This is a genomic window from Bacillus pumilus (assembly GCF_900186955.1).
Lineage (GTDB): Bacteria > Bacillota > Bacilli > Bacillales > Bacillaceae > Bacillus > Bacillus pumilus.
Genome location: NZ_LT906438.1, coordinates 3,742,075 through 3,762,522, shown reverse-complemented (window position 1 = coordinate 3,762,522; position 20,448 = coordinate 3,742,075). Strand labels below are relative to the sequence as shown.

Here is a 20,448-nt window from a genome sequence, read left to right as displayed (position 1 = left end):
CTCAGCTATGAGGGGTCTTTTCCATCACCCATAATAATTATTCGCCTGAATAAAAAATTGGGATTGCATGTAGTTATATGTGATTTTCGAGAAGTCGAAAGGCTGGCCGTTTGTAAGATGAAAGACCGTCTCGACGCGGAGAGCGGGATCGTCTTGTTTGAGGCCGAGGTGTTTTGCTTCGGTTTCATTCAGTTTGCCTACTTGCAAGTACATATCGGAAAAGCCGACTTTGAGCCCAAGGCCTTCACTGATGAATTTAAAAACAGAATCAGCGGCAATTTCTGTGTTGAGATAGGGAATGATGGTTTTTCGGTAATAGGATTCTTCTAGACATAAGGTTTGTCCATTGATGTAACGGATGCGTTTGAGGTAAAAAACATCCTCATCTTGTTCAATATTCAAATTAAGCGCTGCTTCTTCAGGCGGTTTGATGGTGTCTAGCATTAAAACCTCTGAAGTCAGTTGAAATTCCTCTAAATCTTTTTTAAACCCTTGGTTGGATAAAAGGCTGATGTAGCCCTTGCGTCTGTGTCTTCGAACAAAGATGCCGCTGCCCCTCACTTGATAGATAATTCCTTTTCTTTCGAGTAGGTCTAACGATTTGATAATGGTGCTTTTGCTCACAGCAAATTGGCTCATGAGGGTTTCAAGTACAGGAAGCTTGTCCCCTTGCTGCAGCTCATGGATGACAATATATTTTTCAATATCGCTCGCAATTTGTTGATACTTTAACATAGCCATTCCTCTTTGTTTTCACGATTTATTTTCTTTGATTATAGCACATACCGATTTTTCTTTGATATGTCGATTAAAATTATATATGTATTGATAAATTGTACCGGTATAATTATAATGTACATATACTAGTGGTGATACAGCCAACGGACGACATGATCACAATTGTGAAATAGGAGGAATATATAATGACATTACCAAAAGATTTTCTATGGGGCGGAGCATTAGCTGCACATCAATTCGAAGGTGGATGGAATGAAGCAGGAAAAGGCCCAAGTGTTGTGGATGTAATGACAGCTGGTGCTCACGGAGTACCGAGACAAATTACGGAGACGATAGAAGACAGCAAATTTTATCCGAATCATGAAGCAATCGATTTCTACCATCGTTACAAGGAAGATATCGCGATGTTTGCCGAAATGGGGTTAAAATGCTTGCGTACATCGATCGGCTGGAGCCGAATTTTCCCAAAGGGAGATGAAGCGGAACCGAATGAAGCAGGTTTACAATTCTATGATGATGTATTTGATGAACTGCTCAAGCATGGCATCGAGCCTGTGATTACACTGTCTCACTTTGAGATGCCGCTTCATTTGGCAAGAGAATACGGCGGATTCAGAAGCCGAAAAGTCGCTGAATACTTCGCGAAATTCGCTGAAGTGTGCTTCAATCGTTACAAGGACAAAGTCACATACTGGATGACATTTAATGAAATCAATAACAAAATGGATGTCAACAACCCGCTGTTCCTATGGACAAACTCAGGGGTATCAGTCAAAGAAGGCGAAAATGCCAAAGAAATCATGTATCAAGCAGGACATCATGAATTACTAGCAAGTGCATGGGCAGTAGCAAAAGGCAAAGAAATCAATCCTGCTTTTCAAATTGGTGCAATGGTATCTCACGTACCAATCTATCCGTATTCCTCAAATCCAGAGGATGTCATGCTTGCTGAAGAATATATGAGACAACGCTATTTCTTCCCAGATGTACAAGTTCGGGGCTACTATCCGAGCTATGCACTGAAAGAATTTGAACGCGAAGGCTATCATATTCCGTTTGAAGAAGGCGATGAAGAAAGCTTAAGAAAAGGCAAAGTAGATTATCTTGGCTTTAGCTACTACATGTCGACAACAGTTAAAAGTGATGCAGTGTCTGATAACGACGGAGACATTGTCAACGGAGCCCTTCCGCATGGTGTAGACAATCCTTATATCAAATCAAGTGACTGGGGCTGGTCCATTGACCCGACTGGCTTAAGATATACGTTGAATCGTTTTTACGATCGTTATCAAATCCCGCTCTTCATCGTTGAAAATGGGTTTGGTGCTATAGATCAAGTGGAGGAAGACGGTTCCATTCATGACCTTGAACGAATTCAATATCTCGCTTCTCATATCGAAGCACTGAAAAAAGCCATCGAATACGACGGTGTTGACCTGATTGGCTACACACCTTGGGGGATCATTGACATCGTGTCATTCACAACAGGCGAAATGAAAAAACGCTACGGCATGATCTATGTTGACCGCGACAACGAAGGCAACGGCTCAATGAAGAGACTTAAAAAAGATTCGTTTACTTGGTACCAAAACGTCATTGCCACGAATGGTGAAGAAGTATAATAAAGGAAAAAATAGAAGCCCGGGTGAGCGTGGTATATGCTTGTTCGGGTTTTTCATCGTTTAAGTTTTATTAATGCCTGAATACAAAGAAAAAAGAGGGTTATGGCGATAAAATAGTTCATTGAGTTGTGAAAGATCTTAATGTTCAAGGATATTTGAAGAAGGATCCAAAGGCCGAATATCACCATAATAGCAGGAATGATTCTTTTATACACATTGTTTCGAGAGTGGTTTGTTTTTAGGTATTGCAGCAGAGGTTGAAAAGAGATAAAGATATGAATAGGTTTCATTACATGATTTGGTATAATTGATCTATAAAAACGTTAAATGGTAGATGAAGAATAGGAGTTGTTGTAATGAATCACACTCTGCAAATGGGAGCCAATACCGTACTAAACTCTCCAAAGGGACAGGTATCCATCAGCTATGAAGTGTCATCTGAAATTGATATTTCTTTAACAGCGTTTCTTTTAACAGATTCGGATCAGGTTGAAGGAGATCATGGCATTATTTTTTACAATCAACCAGAGAGTGCCACGGGTGTCGCGACACTTTTACCAGCAGAGGTATCAGGTCAGTTGAAAAGACATCAATTAAATTTTGATATGAGCAAAGTGCCTGCTGGAATCACAAAGATGGCGATTACACTAACAGAGGATCAAGGATCGGGCTTTTCTCAAGTGAAGCATTTACAAGCAGAAATTCGAACAGGTGACGAGGTGCTTTATCTAACACCAGTAAGCTTTACAAATGAAAAGGGCATTGTCGTAGTAGAGCTATATATAAGAAATGGTGACACGAAAGCACGCTCAATCTGGCGTGGCTTCGATTCTGGACTGGAAGGGCTATGCAAGCTTTATGGTGTGGAGGTTGAACCTGATGAACAGGATATTTCTACACCTCAAATGGCTCCTGAAAAACAACCAATTGAAGACCCTGCTCAAACGAAGACAACTGCTAAAGAGAAAGTCGCTGCACCTATCAGTTTAGAGAAAGTTCAAGGTAAAATTAGTCTAGATAAAGGTCATAAACCGATCATAATCGAGAAAACGCCTGAGATCACAGCTACAGTATCTTGGGAGTCTGGCACTGATTATGATATTTATGCATTGGTCTACACAAAGTCAGGAAAGCAAGTAGATGTGGCTATGTTTGGTGCGAAAGAAATTCCTGCTCTCAAAAGTTACGACAACGGAGCTGTTGAGCATATGGGAGATGTCGGTAGAGACTATGAATCAATGAAAACAGAAGTTATTAAACTACGGTTAAATGACGATATCCTTGCCGTCGTTCCGGTTGTTTATTCTGCTCAATCAAACGGAACAGGTTCCTTTTATAGATATAGAGTATCTATGAGTATCGATAATCATCAAGGAACGTCTGTGACGATTCATGCCAAACATGCCAATGACAATGATCGTATTTATTCTTGTGTGCCAGGTATGCTTCAAAATACAAATGATGGTGTAATCATCCGCCCACTTGAGCTTTACAGCAAACCAAACTCTGAGCGGAGACCTAAATTAAAAATGAAGTCTTCTAATGAAATTGAGGTATTGATGGATAAAGGACCTGTCAATGATTATAAATAAAACGGATGTATGGCTAGACAGAGCAAAGTGCTTTGTCTAGCTTATTTTATTTAGCCCGTTAAATAGAGAGTCTATTCCGTTTTTTATGTCAATTAACCTATTTTTCCGTTTTGGTGGACACGGTAAAATAGACTTTATGATCAATAATGGAGGGAGTGACTTCTTCTGGGCAAGATACTTGATGCAAAAGCACTAACAAGTGCCATGGATGCAAGGGCAAAACACTACCAGGAACTCCGTGAACAAATGGTAGATTTAAAAAAGGCACTTCAAGGCGTGGCTAACCTCGGTGATGATTTCACTGGAAAAGGTGCCGATAACATTAAAAGCTTCTACAAAGAGCTCGCCGGAAATGTAGATATGTTTATCAGCTTCATCGATAAGCAAAAAGCCTTTCATGAAGGTGTTTCTGGGACACTTGATGATACGAGTTTTGGCGGCAAAACCTTCGTAGAAGAACACTTTTTAGACAACGCTGTACATATGGGCATCAAAAATGCCAAAAGCATTGTGAAGGATCAAAAAAAGGCGCTTAAAACGATTTTTCAAGACATCGACAACCTTATTTCTTTAGAAGTATTTGATAGTCAAACCTTTGATGAAAAAATTGCAGATGCGGAAGACGAGCGAAAAAAGACAGTGAAAGACCTAAGAGAGCTTGATCAAAATGTAAAAGATGAATATGCTTTGTCAGAAACGGAGCAGCAAGCTACAATGGCATTGTATACGGAAATGATGAATGCCACAAATGACGGAAAAGCCATTTCGCCTATGAATTTTGACAAGAAAGCGTATCAAAATAGTGAAATCTACAAGGCAAAAAGCGATATTGAGAAGCAAACTTCTGAATATCTGAAAATCAAAAAAGAACAAGAAGAGGCCCGTGAGATTGCAAAGGAACAAGAAGCACTCGCCAACCGTCCTTGGTATGAAAAAGCACTTGATTATGGCGGAAATATCGTGAATGAACTGACTGGCGTGAACGATGCAAAACGTGCCGCAACAGGTGTTGACCCGATCACAGGTGAAGAGCTCACCGCAGGACAGCGCGTCGCCGCAGGCGGCATGGCAGCAGCGGGTTATATCCCAATCGTCGGATGGGCAGGTCGTATTTTCAAAGGTGGTAAAGCCGTCTATAAAACAACTCAAGCCACATCAGCCGCAGTGAGAGCAGTCGACATTTACAAGACATCGCAAAAATCCTTTGACGCCTTAAAAACATCTCAAAAAGGCTTATATGGTCTTACCGCCACCAACGGCTTCAGCGAAGCGATTACAGGTAGAGACATGTTTGGGAATAAGATCTCGAAAGAACAGCAGGAAGCAAGTATGAACGCGGCTCTTGGAATCCTTTTGCCGTTTAGTAAAAAGAGCATCAATGGTAGTCTGAGGATCGGAGAACAAAAAGTTGCTGAGAAAATAATAGCAGAAAGAACCAAAGGATTAGATTTAAGGAAGCACCCTATACAAAGAAAGCAGTTAAGCACTAAGAAGATGAAAGAGCTGAAAGACAAATTTGAGAATAGGACGATTACGAAATTAGAATATGAAAATTATAAATGGAATAAAAAGTTTGCCAAACATAGAAACACTGGTGTGAATGAGTTTTGGTATCAGGAACGTCAAAGGATTTTGAATAAAGAGGATCCAACCAGAAACTGGGATAAGCAGCAATTAAATGATATTCTAAATGGTAAGAAGCCTAAAGTAGATGGAAAAACTGTGCAAGGTCACCATTCTTACAGTGCATCACAATATCCACATTTAGCGAACAAAGGCGAAATTATATATCCAGCTACACCAAATGAACATTTTAATGGTTGGCATGGAGGTAATTGGAAGAATAGTCTACCTGGAGAAAGAATTAAACCTATTGACGATTTCTAATCTATGGAGGAGAAACTAAATGCCTAAAATGAAAATGCGAATAGAGAAAGATGATGATCAAATCAAATATATCTCGATTCTAAGAAAACATACAGATAAAAGTATTTCTGAAATAAAAGAAGCAATAAATAAAAATGATTTTATTTTATCTTATAATTTATTAGATATTGATGAATTGAAAGAGATGAAAAACATTATAAGTTTACTAGAAAAAGCTGGAGCTAAAATGCATATTTATGAAGATAGTCGAGAGGTTAGTGTTGAATTTTTAGATAATCTTATTGAATCTTATTTAGATACAGAAAGGTATCTAGAAGAAGTGGATGAGCAAATAAATGAAGATTAATTTTTGTGGCTTTGAGACAGATGACAAGTTGGACTGTATAAATTAGTCACTATAAACCCTTCATATGAATTTAAGGAAGATCAATTTGGTGACTGACTTAGCAATAATACTCCCAGAAGAAATAAGTATTTTCTCAGATTTTATCCAAGATATTTCAACAGAAGAAGTGGATGAGTATATAGAATATATTCAAAATGTTATAGATGGAGTTTATGAAAACTTTGAAATTACATTGAATGCTACCAGTGCAAGTATCAAAAGAGAAGAGACAATCGTTGAACATCATTATAGAATTGAAGAACCTCATGAAAATAAAATTGAAACAAAAGAATTCATAAGGCTGTTGTTAATTTGGAAAGAGAAAATACCAGAAATATCCTAAGGTTAAATATCATATTGACGATTAGAATAATGATTCAGGCACTTGATTAGTCCTTTAGGCTACAAGTGCTTTTGTTTAATTAGAGATCTTAAGATGTTTGAATACAAAAAGTAAGGTAACCCTAAAATGGTGATATCTATGAATAACAACAGAAACTCAAAAATCGAAACCTTAAAAAGAAAAAGCAGAAGAAAGCACTTAATGAACGAATTAAGCTATATGACACTTCCAGAAAACGCATTTTTAGATATCGAAGAAAATCAATTGTTTTGTCAAAAGGTTTTTACTTTCCTTCAATCAAGAGAAGAGAAAGTTCAAATACATGGAAACCACTACCGAGAGCATATTGAGAATTCTGAACAAATGTTAAAGGAAATGGTTAAAAAGGTAAAAATAACACCTACACAAGGCAGATTACTATTTTTTCGAGATCGTGAAATTGAAGCCCTTTTAGTGAATGTGGATGAAGTGTTTAGTCATTTAAATCAGCTTCTTGAGCAAACGAAATTTTCAACTGGATATGGTGATTTTCTTTTAGTCGCAGAGGATTTTCGTTTTGGTTTATGCATAGAGCGAACGGAATATTATTATGAGCTAAGTATTTGGGGGTTATAATAATTAACGATGAATAGAGTTGACACATCATTTAGGGAGTGGAATTAGCCACTCTTTTTTTCTAACGATGGAGTCATACGCTTGATCGATGATTTTCTCTCAAATTTAAGCAATTCACTATCATTACCTTTCACATTCATATAAAATAAGAGCAGTGAAAAATTGAAGAAATGCTTGATACATGAAGGGCATGTAAGCGGTGAGCTGCATGACATGATGAGATGTATGAACGTGAAGGCTGCAAAGCTGTTCTTCCTCACATATGAGATCTTATAAGCGTAACCATTATTTATCACTTCATTGCGATGGTGTTGAGGGGTGTGTCAGGATGAGGAATCCGTATGTGAGAACGGCTTCTAGTCTTTATATCAATTATTTTTTATTAGGGATGGTCAATATTATATTGGCTTCCAATATGCCATTTTTAATCAAACAGTTAGATACCAATAGTGCAGGAATTAGTTATATGATTTCGGCGCTTGGCATTGGCAGGGTGCTTACGTATGGTTTATCGGGCGTGCTGTCAGATCGTTTTGGGCGAAAGCCGGTCATTTTGGTTTCGGGTGTGCTGATGGCGGTGTTCCTCATCGGAATTCCGTTGTCTCCAAATTACCAAATCGCGTTTGCGTTTGCGATTTTGGCAGGGGTCGCGAATTCAGCGATGGATGCAGGGACGTATCCTGCATTAATGGAGGCTTTTCCGCAAAACTCGGGATCTGCGAATGTGATGGTGAAGGCCTTTATATCAATTGGGGCAACCATCTTGCCATTGGCGATTTTCTTTTTAGCAGAGCATGATTTGTTTTATGGAATAGCATTTTTTGTTCCTGCTCTGATCTATCTTGTGAATGTCTTGATGCTGTGGACCTTGCCATTTCCGAATCATCGCAAGGTGGAGCAAGTCCAGGTAACGGAGCATGACGGACTTCCGCGCTTCTCGACAGAGCCTACATTTTGGAGAGAAGGGATCGCACTCATTGTGATCAGCTTTACGTCAAATGGGCTATATGCGTTGCCGCAAATTTGGCTTCCTACTTACGGTGAGGCCATATTGGGGATGACATCGGGCAGTGCTGTGAAACTGCTTAGTTACTATAGCATGGGCGGGCTGCTGTCTGTCGTGATGCTCGCATTTCTGTTGCGCCGTTTTGTCCGTCCGGTCACTGTGCTGCTGATCTATCCAATCATTACACTTGTTTCTATTTGTGTGCTCTTGGTCGTGAAATCCCCAGTCATCGGAACCGTCAATGCTTTTGTATTGGGATTTTCAACAGCAGGAGTTTTTCAGCTGACGTTAACTGTGATGGCTGAATTCTTCTGGAAAAACAAAGGGACGATGACAGGAATTATCTCCACAGCGGGCGGTGTGTCGGCTATCGTCATTCCGGTCGTAACAGGTTTAATTCAGAGTCACTTGTCCATTTTACAAATCTTTATGTTCGATGCAGTGGTGGCTGTTGCGGCCATTATCGGCGCACTGTATATCCTGTATCGATACCGCCAAATCATGGTACATGATTAAAAAAAAGACGACCTCCGCCGGAAGTCGTCTCAGCGTGTAGACAAACCCTCGCATTCTTTGTCAGGGCTGTGCTCCTGTGCTCACGAATGTCAAATTCGCTCCGCTCCTGTGCTCGCCCTTCCTAGACTGCAAAGGTTTTCTATCACGCTGAAAAGAAGACAAAGGGCTAAAATGAAGATCATTTTAGCCCTTTGTCAATAATGTAAGACGACCTCCGCTTAGGAAGTCGTCTTTCTTTTGTATTAGAAACGGTCGTTTTCAAAAAGAATCTGTTTCACTTGATCAACTGGCATATCTTCACCAGTAAAGAGTTTGTAAGCAAGTGCACCTTGCCATAGCATCATGCCAAGACCGTTAATGGTTTTTGCGCCAGCTTCCTGTGCTTGAGCAAGGAGCTTTGTTTTTTGCGGATTGTATACGACATCTGTCACGATTAAATCTTCACGCAGAACATCAAGCGTATCATCGATGATGCTGAGCTGATCTAGTGGTTTCATGCCAAGGCTTGTCCCATTTGCTAAGATTGCACTTTCTGCTACTTCACGGCGGAACGCGTCTTTGTCTTCAAGTGGGAAAATGTTCGCTTTGACACCAAATGATTTCATTTCTTCGTTGATGTACGTCACATTTTCTTCAGCTTGAACAAAATATTGATCATTACGAGCAAAAATACTAATTTCACGAATACCAGATTGTGCAAGCTGAATCGCAATCGGAGTAGCGGCACCGCCTGAGCCAACGAGTGTGACCTTTTGTCCAGCTAATTCAACGCCATGCTCAATCAAGTTTCTCACGTAGCCAAGACCATCTGTGTTGTAGCCAATCAGCTTGCCATCCTTGTTCACAACGGTGTTGCTTGCACGTGTGTATCTTGCAGAATCGTCTAGTTCATCTAAGTAATCTAATACTTTCATTTTGTTCGGCATAGAGACGTTAAATCCAGCAGCCCCCATTGCTTTCATACCGTATACGGCTGCTTCTAGTTCATCATTCCCTACTTCAAATGCGAGGTAAGCATAGTTGATCCCTGTTAGTGTATAGCCAAGGTTATGCATCCGTGGTGAAAGGCTGTGCCCGATTGGTGTAGCAAGAAGACCGACTAATTTTGTTTTCCCATCAATATTTCGTTCATGTATGTTTGTCATGATTGACATCTCCTTTAATTATCTAAATAATTTTTTCATGCGTCCAAGAACAAAGACCGCTAGCAATACGCTCATAACCGCAATGATCATATCGAAAAATAACGTCATTTTAATATCGTACGTGCTGACCAACCCACTTGTAATGAGCGGCACGAGAATAAACGCGGAGCTTGCCGCAATGTTGACGTAGGATGAAGCCGTTGCTTTGTTTGTCGGGAATAGTTTCATCATGATACTCATCGCCAGCTGGAAGATTCCCGCTGTAAATAGCCCTAAGAAAAAGGTGCTGACAATCACAATGCTGTATGTTTCGATTTGAAATAATGAAAGCATCGCAAGGAATGCTCCAATTGGATAAATAATTGCCACCATAATAGGTGAAATGAATTTATCTAAGACGATCGACAGCAAGAGAACAGACACCAGTGCACCGATACTAAAATAAGATAGAAGCTGTGTGGCTTGTTCTGTGCCAAGTCCGATTAATTTTAACCCGAGCTGCGGAAGCCATGTCTGCCATACGACAAACAATGCAGTTGACGTGAACCCCATGAGTACAACAGCTAAGCCTTCACCAAGCATTTTAGGTTCTTCCTTCATTTGTTCCTGTACTGGAAGGTCACCTTGTGAAGAGACTTGCTTATGGTTCGGGAACGGCATAAAGATTAAGTAAATCCCAACAAGCAAATAAAGAAGCCCTAGTCCAAAGAACGCCCAGCCCCAGAAGATGTCATGTGCAATAAGGAATGCCAGGATAAATGGAAGAACAGTCGCTCCAATTGAAACGGACGCCTTCACTAAAACAGAAGCTGAACTTGCCTTTTTAGGAAACGATTCTGTCAAAGCAGGATATGTTCCCGAATCAAGTAACGAGTTTGCAATCCCAGCAGAAATCGCAAAGATAAATGCTAGTGTATAACTCGTTGTCGTTGGAATACCGATTAAGAATAATAAGTAAAGAAAGTTTCCTGTAATAATGACAGGCTTACGTCCCCAGCGGTCGGCTAACCGGCCTGAGAAAAAGAGAGCAACCAGTTTACCAATTCCGATCGCCGATACAAGCAAGCTGATTTTCGGAATATCCACATGGTAGCGTTCAGATAAGCTGTCCATGTTGGAAGCTACAATAATATTGATCATGCCGAGCATGAAGTAGTTTAAATACATGCCAACAGACGATTTAATATAAGGATTTTTCATGTTCCCACTCCTATATTTGAAACCCCTTTAGGGTCAAATTCTTGTATACCCTTTGTTATTTCCTTAAAAGTAAATAATATGATGCCCATCACAACACCCCTTGTGTAATTGATGAAAAAAATAATGAATATTCATCTGTTTTTCAATTAAGTACATCGTTCTACTAAAACCTAAAAATAAAAATAGAATTGATAAGAAAGTAAATCTTCATAATTTGATCAGAATCAGAAAATTCCACTTTTAACTGATGTTGATTAAAAAAACGATACTCTGAAATAGGTATAACGATATACTAAAAGAAGCAACGAGATAAATATACTCCTGTGTTTTAAATGTGTCAAGTTTATGACTTTGTGATTTAAAAAAATAAAAATGAAACAAAGAAATAGTTGACTTGATCAATAAAAAAAGAGAATTGCTGCATGCAATTCTCTTTTTCATCATGAGGGAGCGGTTTCTCTAATATGAAGTTGAGGCTTTAATATCAATCTCTGCAGCTCTTCATCCTGTTCGTTCATTTTATGATATAAAAGGTTCGCTGCTTTTACCCCGATGGATCGGGGGAAGGAGGAAACAGTGGTGAGCGGCGGATGGTACATCTCCGCTTCAGGAACATTATCGAATCCAACCACATCGATATCTTCACCAGGCTTAATGTCACGAGCTGATAGTTCTTGAATGACCCCAAATGCGACTAGATCACTAAAACAAAAAATAGCAGTAGGAGGCTCAGGCTGATCAATCACTTGGGCAAGCGCTTCTTTCCCGCCTTCACGAGTAGGTTCTATGTCAATAATAAGAGAATCATCAATCATCAGATTTTCTTCGTCATGGGCTTTTTTGAAACCTTTCATCCGCTCAATCCAAGTCGATGAGGTCTTGATGCCGCCTAAGAAGGCGATACGCCGATGTCCCTTTTGAAGAAGATGACGAATCGCCATCCAAGCACCTTGTTCATAATCAACGCCGACATAGTCACATTGCACATCTGATAATTCACGATTTGCCAGTACTTTTGGGGTGCGAATTTGATTTAATTGTTTGACCGTTCGTGCAGAGCTTTTTGAAGCTGGGTTTAAAATAATCCCGCCCACTCGGTGCTCTACCATTGTGGAAATGAGCCGCTCCTGTTTATCGACACTGTCAAAGGTCGTACCAAGTAAAACAGTATAGCCTAGTGATTCAAGCGTGGTTTGCACGCCAATTAAAAACTCAGAAATAAAGGTGTTAGAAATATCCGTGACAATCACACCAACGATATTTGAGCTTTTTGACCGCATGTTGGCAGCAACGCGGTCGTATACGTATCCTAAGTCCTCCATGGATTGCAGTACTTTTTTTCGAGTGGCTTCAGAGATTCTAGGATTATTTCGAACAACAAGTGATGCCGTTGAAGTCGAAACACCGGCATGCTTGGCGACTTCCTGTAATGTGACACGCTGTTTGTTCATTTTTTTCATTTGTTTTCACCAACTTCCATGGATTTCCTAACTTTGTTCTTGATCAAGAGGGATTTCTCCAGCAAACGAGCCGAACATCTTTTGATTTATTATACATGAATCAAGAGGGATTGATGAAGTGAAGTTATATGGCTACCACCGTCAATCATAAAAGATTTCCATTGACAGCTTTCTTTTAGAGGCGTAAAATATGAAATTATTCAGAAATAGCAACATTTTAATTAAATAACGAAGGCTATGAATGCTGTGGGTCACACTATGGCAGGAGCAGCTTCTGGAGAGACCGCATGAATGTGCGGCGCCGAAGGGTTCACAATCTCAGGCAAAAGGACAGAAGAGTACGAAATATTGTATTTGTAGTGCATGGATGACGCCGTGTATTGCTTTTCGCTATTTTGCTATTCTTTTATGACCGAGAGATTGGAGCGCATCCAATCTCTTTTTTTATGGACTTTTTGAGAGTTCATTATTTCAGTATAAGATCGTGTCGTAGGAGGGCGTTAGCATTGGAACAACAAGAATTGAAACGAGATTTATCAAACCGCCATGTTCAGTTGATTGCAATTGGCGGAACCATTGGAACTGGGCTATTTTTAGGCTCTGGAAAGGCCATTCAATTGGCAGGTCCATCGATCATTTTTGCTTATTTAATTGTCGGGATGGCGATCTTTTTTGTCATGAGGGCACTTGGTGAACTGCTCTTATCGAAGACAGGCTATCAGTCATTAACCGATATTGCAGAGGACTACCTTGGTCCGTGGGCATCCTTTGTGACAGGGTGGACGTATTGGTTTTGCTGGATTATGACCGCGATGGCGGATGTTATTGCTGTCGGAGTGTATGTGCAGTATTGGTTTGATATCCCGCAATGGATTCCTGCCATCATTTGTTTGTTGATTTTACTAGGGTTTAATTTATTAACGGTGAAGCTTTTCGGAGAAATGGAATTCTGGTTTGCACTTATTAAAGTGATTACGATTCTATTATTGATCGGCGTTGGAATTGTCCTTTTAATCATTGGTTTTCAAACAGATGCAGGACCGGTGACGGTAACGAATCTTTGGTCACACGGCGGACTATTCCCGCATGGTGTCACAGGCTTCTTACTGTCATTCCAAATGGTCATCTTTGCGTATGTGGGAGTGGAACTGGTCGGTGTGTCCGCAGCAGAAACAGCCAATCCACAAAAAAACATCCCGTCTGCGATTAATAAAATTCCATTAAGAATTCTATTTTTCTATGTGGGAGCGATCTTTGTTTTACTATGTATCAACCCATGGACTGAGCTCAGTGCATCAGAAAGTCCTTTTGTAAAAACCTTTGGGCTGATTGGAATTCCAGTAGCAGCGGGACTCATTAATTTTGTTGTCTTGACGTCTGCGGCTTCGGCTTGTAATAGCGGTATGTTCTCGACGAGCCGAATTTTGTATAATCTCAGTCATCAAAAACAGGGCCCATCTTCCTTTGGACGTCTGAATAAGCACGCTGTTCCAAGTAATGCACTATTCGTTTCAACAATTGTGGTATCGGTCGGTGCTCTTTTAAGCAAGCTGATTCCAGAGCAAGCCTTTGGTATTGTCACAACCATCAGTGCCATTTGTTTCATTTGGGTATGGAGTATTATTTTAATTTGCCATTTGAAATATAAAAAAACAAAGCCTGAACTGCATGCAGCATCTACCTTTAAAGCACCGTTCACACCATTTGTAAACATTTGTGTTCTTGTCCTTTTTGCTGCCATTCTTGTGATCATGCTGTTTGCGGATGCAACACGCCCGGCGCTCTTGTTAACACCGGTTTGGTTTGGTTTCTTATTATTGATTTATGCACGAAAGAAACGCCGTGCATCATAATGGACGGAAAAGCACAGCCTTTGCATTGGGCTGTGCTTTTGTTCATTTAACGATTTCTAATCCTGAACATATAATTTGCATTCAAAATGATTAAAACAAGTCCAATCACGATGATTGAGAAGAGTTGAGAGTGATTGGCTCCAAGGGAATACACAATCAGAATAAACATGGCACTGGTCAATAAGATGTTCATCATTTGATACGTGTGAAACAGTCCGCCAAGCATCACATGCTTTTCACCTTCGTCAGAAATAGCGAGCAGCTTTTTACTATAATCTTTGTCAGACGGGCTTGGGAGATTGCGATTAGGGTAGACAAGTTGTAGAACGGATATCGCTACATAAGAACTGATAATGGTGACGATAAATAAAGCAACATTGACGAGAATCAGCCAAATAGGCTGTTCGGTAACGATAGCCATACCGGTGGCAATTATGGACAAAATGGTACTCACCGTATTGGATAAAGTCGAATCAGTAAAGGTGCGATACTGTTTTGCTTCGAGTTCATCCTCTTCATCTCCAGATACCGAAAGAGATACTCTTTTCTTCATACGTGAAATCCCTGAAAAACAATAAACAATCAATACAATCGTCAATCCACTGATGACAAGTGTCGCTTCGAATGCAATATCAAGAAGTGTCATTTCAAATTCGGCAGCCAGCAGACAGTAAGCGCCGAGAAAGCCAAGGAGAGCACCTGAGAGCAGTTTGTATACAGTTTTCATGATAGTTCATCCTCCTCGAATAGAAAAATACGTTCAATGGGTTCCTGAAAAATTCGTGAAAGCTTAACAGCGAGCAAGAGAGACGGCATTAATTCATCGCGTTCCATTAAGCTGATGGTCTGACGAGAAACCTTTGCACGCTTGGCAAGCTCAGTTTGGTTCAAACCATCACGTGCACGAAGCTCTTTTAGCCGATTTTTCATTCTGTCACCTCAATTTTGATCTGAATCTTTCTTTGATTGTAAAACATGTTATTCAAATTGACAAGTAAAGTTGTCAATTTGATAAAAATAATTGTCAGATAAGATCATCTTTCTTCAAAAGGTGAACCATGATACGCTAAAAGAAAGAGAAACAGAAAATAGGTGATGCCCGTGTTCATTGACCAATTAAAAAATGACTTACATCAATCTCAACCGTTATTTATTGGAGAAGAAACAGCGTTCAAAGCTGCAGTCCTTGTCCCTTTGGTGCAAGTAAACGGAGAATGGCATATTTTATTTGAGGTGCGATCGCTCATCATGAGAAAACAGCCGGGAGATATTAGCTTCCCAGGTGGCAAACTCGACGGCAGCGAAACAGCACAGGAAGCTGCATTGCGAGAAACACATGAAGAGCTGGGCATTCCGCCAGAATCGGTGGAGATTCTTGGACAGCTTAGTCCTTACATTGCGTCTCCATCCTTCGTGGTCTACCCATATGTCGGGATCATTGATGAACAAAAAGTGAAACACTCCTTCAATCAAGAAGAAGTAGAAGAGACCTTTACTGTGCCTCTATCATGGCTAAGTCAATATGAGCCGTACCTACATCATGTATCCGTTCAGCCAACTCCTGCTGAGGATTTCCCTTATGAAAAAATCATGAATGGTGAGAAGTACCGCTGGGGAAGCCGTTCGATAGAGGAATGGTTTTATGATTATGAAAACTACACCATTTGGGGATTAACAGCCCGCATATTAAAGCATTTTGTGACCGTTGCAAAAAGAAATTCCTAGAGATTCGCTCTCTAGGAATTTGTTGTTTTCAGCCGTTCTTTCGCTGTTTGTTTTCCTTTACCAATTGGAATAGGCGCTCTCGCTTGGCTCAGTCCATAGGAAGGCATATTCACATAGACAGATTCATACGAGCCGGCTTGAATTTGATAGGTTTCATGATAAATACCCACTGCGTCATTGTTCTGAGCCCTCTGATGGAAGTTCTTCCAAGCCGCCAAATGTTTTTCCATCTTCGCATAAGCCAGAAGGTCATCTGTTGATTTCCAATATTGGATCATCGCTGTCGTACGTAAGCCAAAGTAATTCTCTGTCCCGAGGAAACCAAGCTCATCTTGATGGGTATACAGCTCTTTGATCATGCCAGGCATCGCCATGAACACAGGCATCCATTGATGAACCGCCCAGCGTTTGTTGATCCGCATGCCGATAATAAACACAACAATCGAGTCAGAATTCTCTGTTGTAAATCTGCCAGCACGTATGTCTTTTTTCATTCATTTACCCTTCCTTCTTCATCAAATGGGATGTTTCCACGCACCAATCAATTCCTGCTTGAGCCACTCTTTTTCCGTAATCTAAAGTAAACAGCCAATACTTCGCATCTGCTTCATCTGGATAAAGCTCTTGAATGTTTTCTTCAATCGAAACATAGGTCTCATAACGGATACGAAGCTGCCTTTCATAATCCTGTAGCAGTACCAGCTTTTTCTCAATCGAAAGATATTGACCGAAGAATAACTTTAATAACACTTCATTTCGTTCCGTTGGTAACTGATCGAGAGGCTTTGCCAGCCACTCTCTTAACGTCTCCAGCCCTTTTTCAGTCAGATGATATTCCCGCTTGTCGGAGCGGCCAGACGTAGAAGCGGGTGAAACCTCAGCAAGACCTTCCACGACTATTAACTTTAAAGCTGGATAAATTTGTCCATAACTAATTTTCCAAAAATGATGCAAGCTCTTATCAATTAATTGCTTCACTTCATACCCAGACTTACAATCTGTCGTTAAAATACCTAAAATCGCATACGTCGTATCATTGTATTTTTTCATATCAGCACACCTATCTAAAAGATATATCATTTAGATATATAATAATTGATATTCAGTGGAAAATACAAGCAGGTTTTAAAAAATATATTTTATAAAGGAGGTGAAGAGACAACAGATTTTGTGAATTGGGAAGATGAATCACTCATATAAATTGACATGACGATGGAGAAAAAAATAATGATAGCGGAGGGGGACAAATGAGCAAATCAAAAATTTGGATCATGGCTGTCCTGACGGTACTAGTCATTGGTGCAGTTGGCTGGATAGCATATCAAGCAACCGCAAAAAAGAGTGCACTGAATCACTCCTACGCCTTTGCGTATAAAACAAAAGATCGTGTGAATTGGTTTAAGGTAACGGAGAGAAAAGGGAAAGTAACAGGTCATCTGAATGAAACCATTCTGGAAGAAAATCCGGAAATGCATTATGATCCTAATCTATTTAAAAATAAATATCAATTAACTGGAAAAGTAATTGAAAACGGTTACGAATTTCAAGTGAAGCAAGGAAAAGATACGGCTATATACGAAGTTCATATTGCTGGAAAAGATCTTTCTGTGAAAAAACAAGGTGAAAACAAAAGCACCACATACAAAGCGGTTGATCAAAAAAAGCTAAAGGCGTATCAAAAAGTCATTCAAGATCGATATGATGAACTAATAGATGACTCAGAAAATAGATTTTATGATTATTTAAGAGACTACATCAAGAAAGTAACAGGCGCTTACGGTTATCTGTATACTGCGGAGGATGATTCATACCAACTATTTCTACAAGTAAAGCACATGCATATTGAGTCAGAATGGTCAGGGTCTTTTCTGATGAGAACAGTTCCAGGGGATGGTAGTGAACCTTATAAAGAGACGAAACATAAAGCCGGTGGTGTTTCTGATGGAATCATGTTTGATATCAGTACCTATCCTCAAATCGAAGAGCACAAAACGGGTATTATCGTAGGTTCGACGAATCGAGGTGCAAAATCAATAAAACTTCCTCTGAAAATAGCAGGCGGCACTGTAGAATTTAAACCAGTCACGAAACAGGAATATCAAAAACAATCTGAAGCATTTAAAAAGCAGGCGGAAGAAAAGAAAAAATAGACTGTGTTAAACCAGATGAGTGAGTCAACTTATCTGGTTTTTTTATGGTGGAAATAGTTCTTATTAATGATAAAAGGAAATAGGTGTATAAAAAAAGAGAAAGGCTGCTTCAAGTAATTAAAGAAAAGAAATTTGGGTATATGGACCTTAATAATTTTTAGAAAAATAAATGTTGACGCTTTCATATAATCGATATATACTAAAATCAAATCCAATATTGATAAATTAGACATGTGACTGGTCATGCAGGCAGGATCTAAAAACGATGAATTTCTTTAATTTGTCGTTTTAGGTCCTTTTTTTGTTGCTAAAATATAGGTCTCATGTATGAGAAAAGGGGGAGAAAAAATGGATTACACACAGGTTGCCAAAGACGTTTTACAGCATGTAGGTGGCAAAGAAAACATTGCGCACCTTGAGCACTGTTCAACAAGACTTCGCTTCACACTAATTGATCAGAAAAAAGCAGATGTACCAGCACTAGAAAAAACACCAGGTGTCATAGCTGTCAGAATGTCAGGACAATGCCAAGTGGTCATTGGGAATGACGTCATTGAAGTGTATCAAAAGGTAACAAAATTAATGGGCGGCAGCTCGCCTGGACAAGACGTGCCATCCAATCAGCCAAAAGAAAAAAGAAAAATAGGCACAGTTCTGTTAGATTTCATTGTAGGTGTCTTCCAACCGCTTGTTCCAGCTATCGCAGGCGGAGGGATTTTAAAATCATTTCTTCTCCTTTTCTCTCTATTAGGCTGGATGGATGCAAAGGGTCAAACCTATCAAATATTGAACATGGTAGGGGACGCACCACTTTACTTCCTGCCTTTACTAGTCGCTGTAACGACGGCGAATAAACTAAAGGTAAACCCATTGGTCGCATTATCAGCAGTCGGTGCGCTTCTTCTTCCGAACATGACGGCTATGCTTACTGAAGGTGCGCAATTGCTGTCATTCGACGTGAAAAATATAGCTTATGCGTATCAAGTGTTCCCAGCAATCCTTTCTGTATTGCTGTACGCTCAAATGGAAAAATTCTTTACACGATTTTCACCAAAACCAATTCGGATTTTCTTTGTTCCAATGATGTCATTAGTCATTACTGTACCAGTTACATTACTTCTATTAGGACCGATTGGTTTTACAGCAGGACAAGGTTTTTCATCCATCATTCTTGCAATGTTTAATACAGTAGGATGGGTAGCTGTCGCGATTTTAGCAGCAGTCCTTCCATTCATGGTCGCATCAGGTATGCACAAAGCGATGGTCCCTTATGCAGTCACAACGATGGGTACCCTTGGGAAAGAAGCACTTTATTTGCCAGCATCACTTGCGCATAATATTGCGGAAAGTGGAGCGTGTTTCGCTGTAGCACTACGCACAAAAGACAAGGTACTCAGATCAACAGCCATTTCGGCAGGGATTTCAGCATTTTTTGGTATCACAGAGCCTGCTTTGTATGGTGTGACACTTCAAAATAAGCGAGTCCTTGGAAGTGTCATGATTGGTTCGTTTGTTGGCGGGATCTTCATTGGATTAGTTGGTATACAAGCCTTTGTACTTGTTGGCCCTGGATTAGCAAGTATGTCGATGTTTATATCAGATGAGCTCCCACGAAATCTAATGTTTGCTGTCATTGGAGCAGTCATTTCGTTTATTGTCGCCTTTATCGCTGCTTTTGTATTAGGTAAGGATAAAACAGTAGAAGAAAAGACAAATGATCAAGCGGCATTTGCTGAACAAATTGGAGCAGGTGAAACATTCAAAAGTCCTGTGATAGGTCAAATGATCTCTCTATCTGAAGTAAAAGATGATATTTTCTCTTCAAAGGTCATGGGAGACGGAATTGCCATTGTCCCTTCAGAAGGAGCGCTTTACGCACCAGTAGATGGTGAGGTGACCATGCTGTTCGAAACAAATCATGCACTTGGTATGAAAACGGACCAAGGGGTTGAAGTACTATTCCACATTGGCATTGATACCGTTCAACTGCAAGGACAGTATTTTCATCCAAAAGTGCAGGCAGGAGAACGTGTTCAAGCAGGAGATTTACTGATTGAATTTGATGTAGAAAAAATCATAGCTGCAGGTTATGATCCAGTTACACTTGCTGTCATCACAAATACAGATCAATATGAAATAAAGGTACAGCCATTACAAGAGGTCAATCGTCAAGATACATTGATGGTTGTCACACAATTAGGAGGCTAAACA

General features: G+C 40.0%; 19 protein-coding genes, 1 pseudogene and 1 riboswitch. Of the genes and pseudogenes, 11 read left to right on the top strand and 9 right to left on the bottom strand.

From position 1 onward, the window contains the following. Positions 1-24: 24 nt before the first annotated feature. Positions 25-735: a GntR family transcriptional regulator gene (locus CKW02_RS19630; RefSeq protein WP_003215363.1), complete on the bottom strand. Its 711-nt coding sequence runs from the start codon at positions 733-735 to the stop codon at positions 25-27. Positions 736-920: 185 nt separating this feature from the next. On the opposite strand from CKW02_RS19630, the gene bglA reads away from it, so the two are divergent. Next, complete coding sequence (gene bglA, locus CKW02_RS19625) at positions 921-2,360, top strand: 6-phospho-beta-glucosidase BglA (protein ID WP_095117925.1); 1,440 nt, start codon at positions 921-923, stop codon at positions 2,358-2,360. Between the two features lie 53 nt (positions 2,361-2,413). On the opposite strand, the gene CKW02_RS20540 is transcribed toward bglA, so the two are convergent. Continuing rightward, positions 2,414-2,575, bottom strand: coding sequence for a hypothetical protein (locus tag CKW02_RS20540; RefSeq protein ID WP_095117969.1), 162 nt, complete (start codon positions 2,573-2,575; stop codon positions 2,414-2,416). 141 nt (positions 2,576-2,716) lie between these two features. Here CKW02_RS20540 and CKW02_RS19615 point away from each other — a divergent pair, with 141 nt between their 5' ends. The 6 genes and pseudogenes from CKW02_RS19615 to CKW02_RS19585 all read left to right on the top strand — a co-directional run bounded on the left by CKW02_RS19615 (position 2,717) and on the right by CKW02_RS19585 (position 8,704). Further along, positions 2,717-3,952 carry a TerD family protein gene (locus CKW02_RS19615; protein WP_003214909.1) on the top strand — a complete coding sequence of 412 codons (1,236 nt, stop codon included), beginning with the start codon at positions 2,717-2,719 and terminating at the stop codon, positions 3,950-3,952. Between the two features lie 204 nt (positions 3,953-4,156). Continuing rightward, positions 4,157-5,839 (top strand): T7SS effector LXG polymorphic toxin, encoded by a 1,683-nt coding sequence (locus tag CKW02_RS19610; RefSeq protein WP_003214740.1) that lies wholly within the window; start codon positions 4,157-4,159, stop codon positions 5,837-5,839. Positions 5,840-5,858: 19 nt separating this feature from the next. After that, the gene (locus CKW02_RS19600; protein ID WP_003215251.1) at positions 5,859-6,185 is read left to right on the top strand and encodes a hypothetical protein; all 327 of its coding nucleotides are present in this window, start codon (positions 5,859-5,861) and stop codon (positions 6,183-6,185) included. A 51-nt stretch (positions 6,186-6,236) separates the two neighbouring features. Further along, positions 6,237-6,567: pseudogene (locus tag CKW02_RS19595) on the top strand (tRNA-Val4). 138 nt (positions 6,568-6,705) lie between these two features. Next, on the top strand, positions 6,706-7,182 hold the full coding sequence (locus CKW02_RS19590) for a YxiF family protein (protein ID WP_003215211.1): 477 nt from the start codon (positions 6,706-6,708) through the stop codon (positions 7,180-7,182). A 328-nt stretch (positions 7,183-7,510) separates the two neighbouring features. Beyond that, a complete protein-coding gene (locus CKW02_RS19585) occupies positions 7,511-8,704 on the top strand; it encodes an MFS transporter (protein ID WP_003214696.1) in 1,194 nt (397 codons plus the stop codon). A gap of 242 nt (positions 8,705-8,946) precedes the next feature. On the opposite strand, the gene CKW02_RS19580 is transcribed toward CKW02_RS19585, so the two are convergent. From CKW02_RS19580 to CKW02_RS19570, 3 genes are all read right to left on the bottom strand, one after another. Further along, complete coding sequence (locus tag CKW02_RS19580) at positions 8,947-9,849, bottom strand: shikimate 5-dehydrogenase (RefSeq protein WP_003215382.1); 903 nt, start codon at positions 9,847-9,849, stop codon at positions 8,947-8,949. An 18-nt stretch (positions 9,850-9,867) separates the two neighbouring features. Then, positions 9,868-11,049, bottom strand: a complete 1,182-nt coding sequence (locus CKW02_RS19575; protein WP_003215105.1) for an MFS transporter — start codon at positions 11,047-11,049, stop codon at positions 9,868-9,870. Positions 11,050-11,489: 440 nt separating this feature from the next. Next, entirely contained in the window at positions 11,490-12,509 is a 1,020-nt protein-coding gene (locus CKW02_RS19570; protein WP_003214978.1) for a LacI family DNA-binding transcriptional regulator, read from the bottom strand. Between the two features lie 264 nt (positions 12,510-12,773). After that, positions 12,774-12,853, top strand: a riboswitch (glycine riboswitch). Positions 12,854-13,015: 162 nt separating this feature from the next. Between CKW02_RS19570 and CKW02_RS19565 the strand changes: the two genes are divergently transcribed. Continuing rightward, the gene (locus CKW02_RS19565) at positions 13,016-14,362 is read left to right on the top strand and encodes an amino acid permease (protein ID WP_003214712.1); all 1,347 of its coding nucleotides are present in this window, start codon (positions 13,016-13,018) and stop codon (positions 14,360-14,362) included. 46 nt (positions 14,363-14,408) lie between these two features. Here the strand turns inward: CKW02_RS19565 and CKW02_RS19560 are convergent, their stop codons facing one another. Continuing rightward, a complete protein-coding gene (locus tag CKW02_RS19560; RefSeq protein ID WP_003215128.1) occupies positions 14,409-15,089 on the bottom strand; it encodes a DUF3169 family protein in 681 nt (226 codons plus the stop codon). Next, the gene (locus tag CKW02_RS19555) at positions 15,086-15,292 is read right to left on the bottom strand and encodes a helix-turn-helix transcriptional regulator (RefSeq protein ID WP_003215336.1); all 207 of its coding nucleotides are present in this window, start codon (positions 15,290-15,292) and stop codon (positions 15,086-15,088) included. The genes CKW02_RS19560 and CKW02_RS19555 overlap by 4 nt, the downstream gene beginning before the upstream one ends. Positions 15,293-15,463: 171 nt before the next feature. Between CKW02_RS19555 and CKW02_RS19550 the strand changes: the two genes are divergently transcribed. Next, positions 15,464-16,087: an NUDIX hydrolase gene (locus CKW02_RS19550; protein WP_003214959.1), complete on the top strand. Its 624-nt coding sequence runs from the start codon at positions 15,464-15,466 to the stop codon at positions 16,085-16,087. A gap of 11 nt (positions 16,088-16,098) precedes the next feature. Here CKW02_RS19550 and CKW02_RS19545 read toward each other — a convergent pair whose 3' ends face one another. Together CKW02_RS19545 and CKW02_RS19540 are read right to left on the bottom strand one after the other, a co-directional pair. Continuing rightward, the gene (locus CKW02_RS19545) at positions 16,099-16,581 is read right to left on the bottom strand and encodes a DUF4188 domain-containing protein (RefSeq protein ID WP_003215117.1); all 483 of its coding nucleotides are present in this window, start codon (positions 16,579-16,581) and stop codon (positions 16,099-16,101) included. Between the two features lie 4 nt (positions 16,582-16,585). After that, positions 16,586-17,137, bottom strand: coding sequence for a PadR family transcriptional regulator (locus CKW02_RS19540; protein ID WP_003215371.1), 552 nt, complete (start codon positions 17,135-17,137; stop codon positions 16,586-16,588). 197 nt (positions 17,138-17,334) lie between these two features. On the opposite strand from CKW02_RS19540, the gene CKW02_RS19535 reads away from it, so the two are divergent. Both CKW02_RS19535 and CKW02_RS19530 read left to right on the top strand, forming a co-directional pair. Next, on the top strand, positions 17,335-18,237 hold the full coding sequence (locus tag CKW02_RS19535; protein ID WP_003214658.1) for a hypothetical protein: 903 nt from the start codon (positions 17,335-17,337) through the stop codon (positions 18,235-18,237). Between the two features lie 348 nt (positions 18,238-18,585). After that, positions 18,586-20,445, top strand: coding sequence for a beta-glucoside-specific PTS transporter subunit IIABC (locus CKW02_RS19530; RefSeq protein WP_003214882.1), 1,860 nt, complete (start codon positions 18,586-18,588; stop codon positions 20,443-20,445). Positions 20,446-20,448 lie beyond the last annotated feature (3 nt).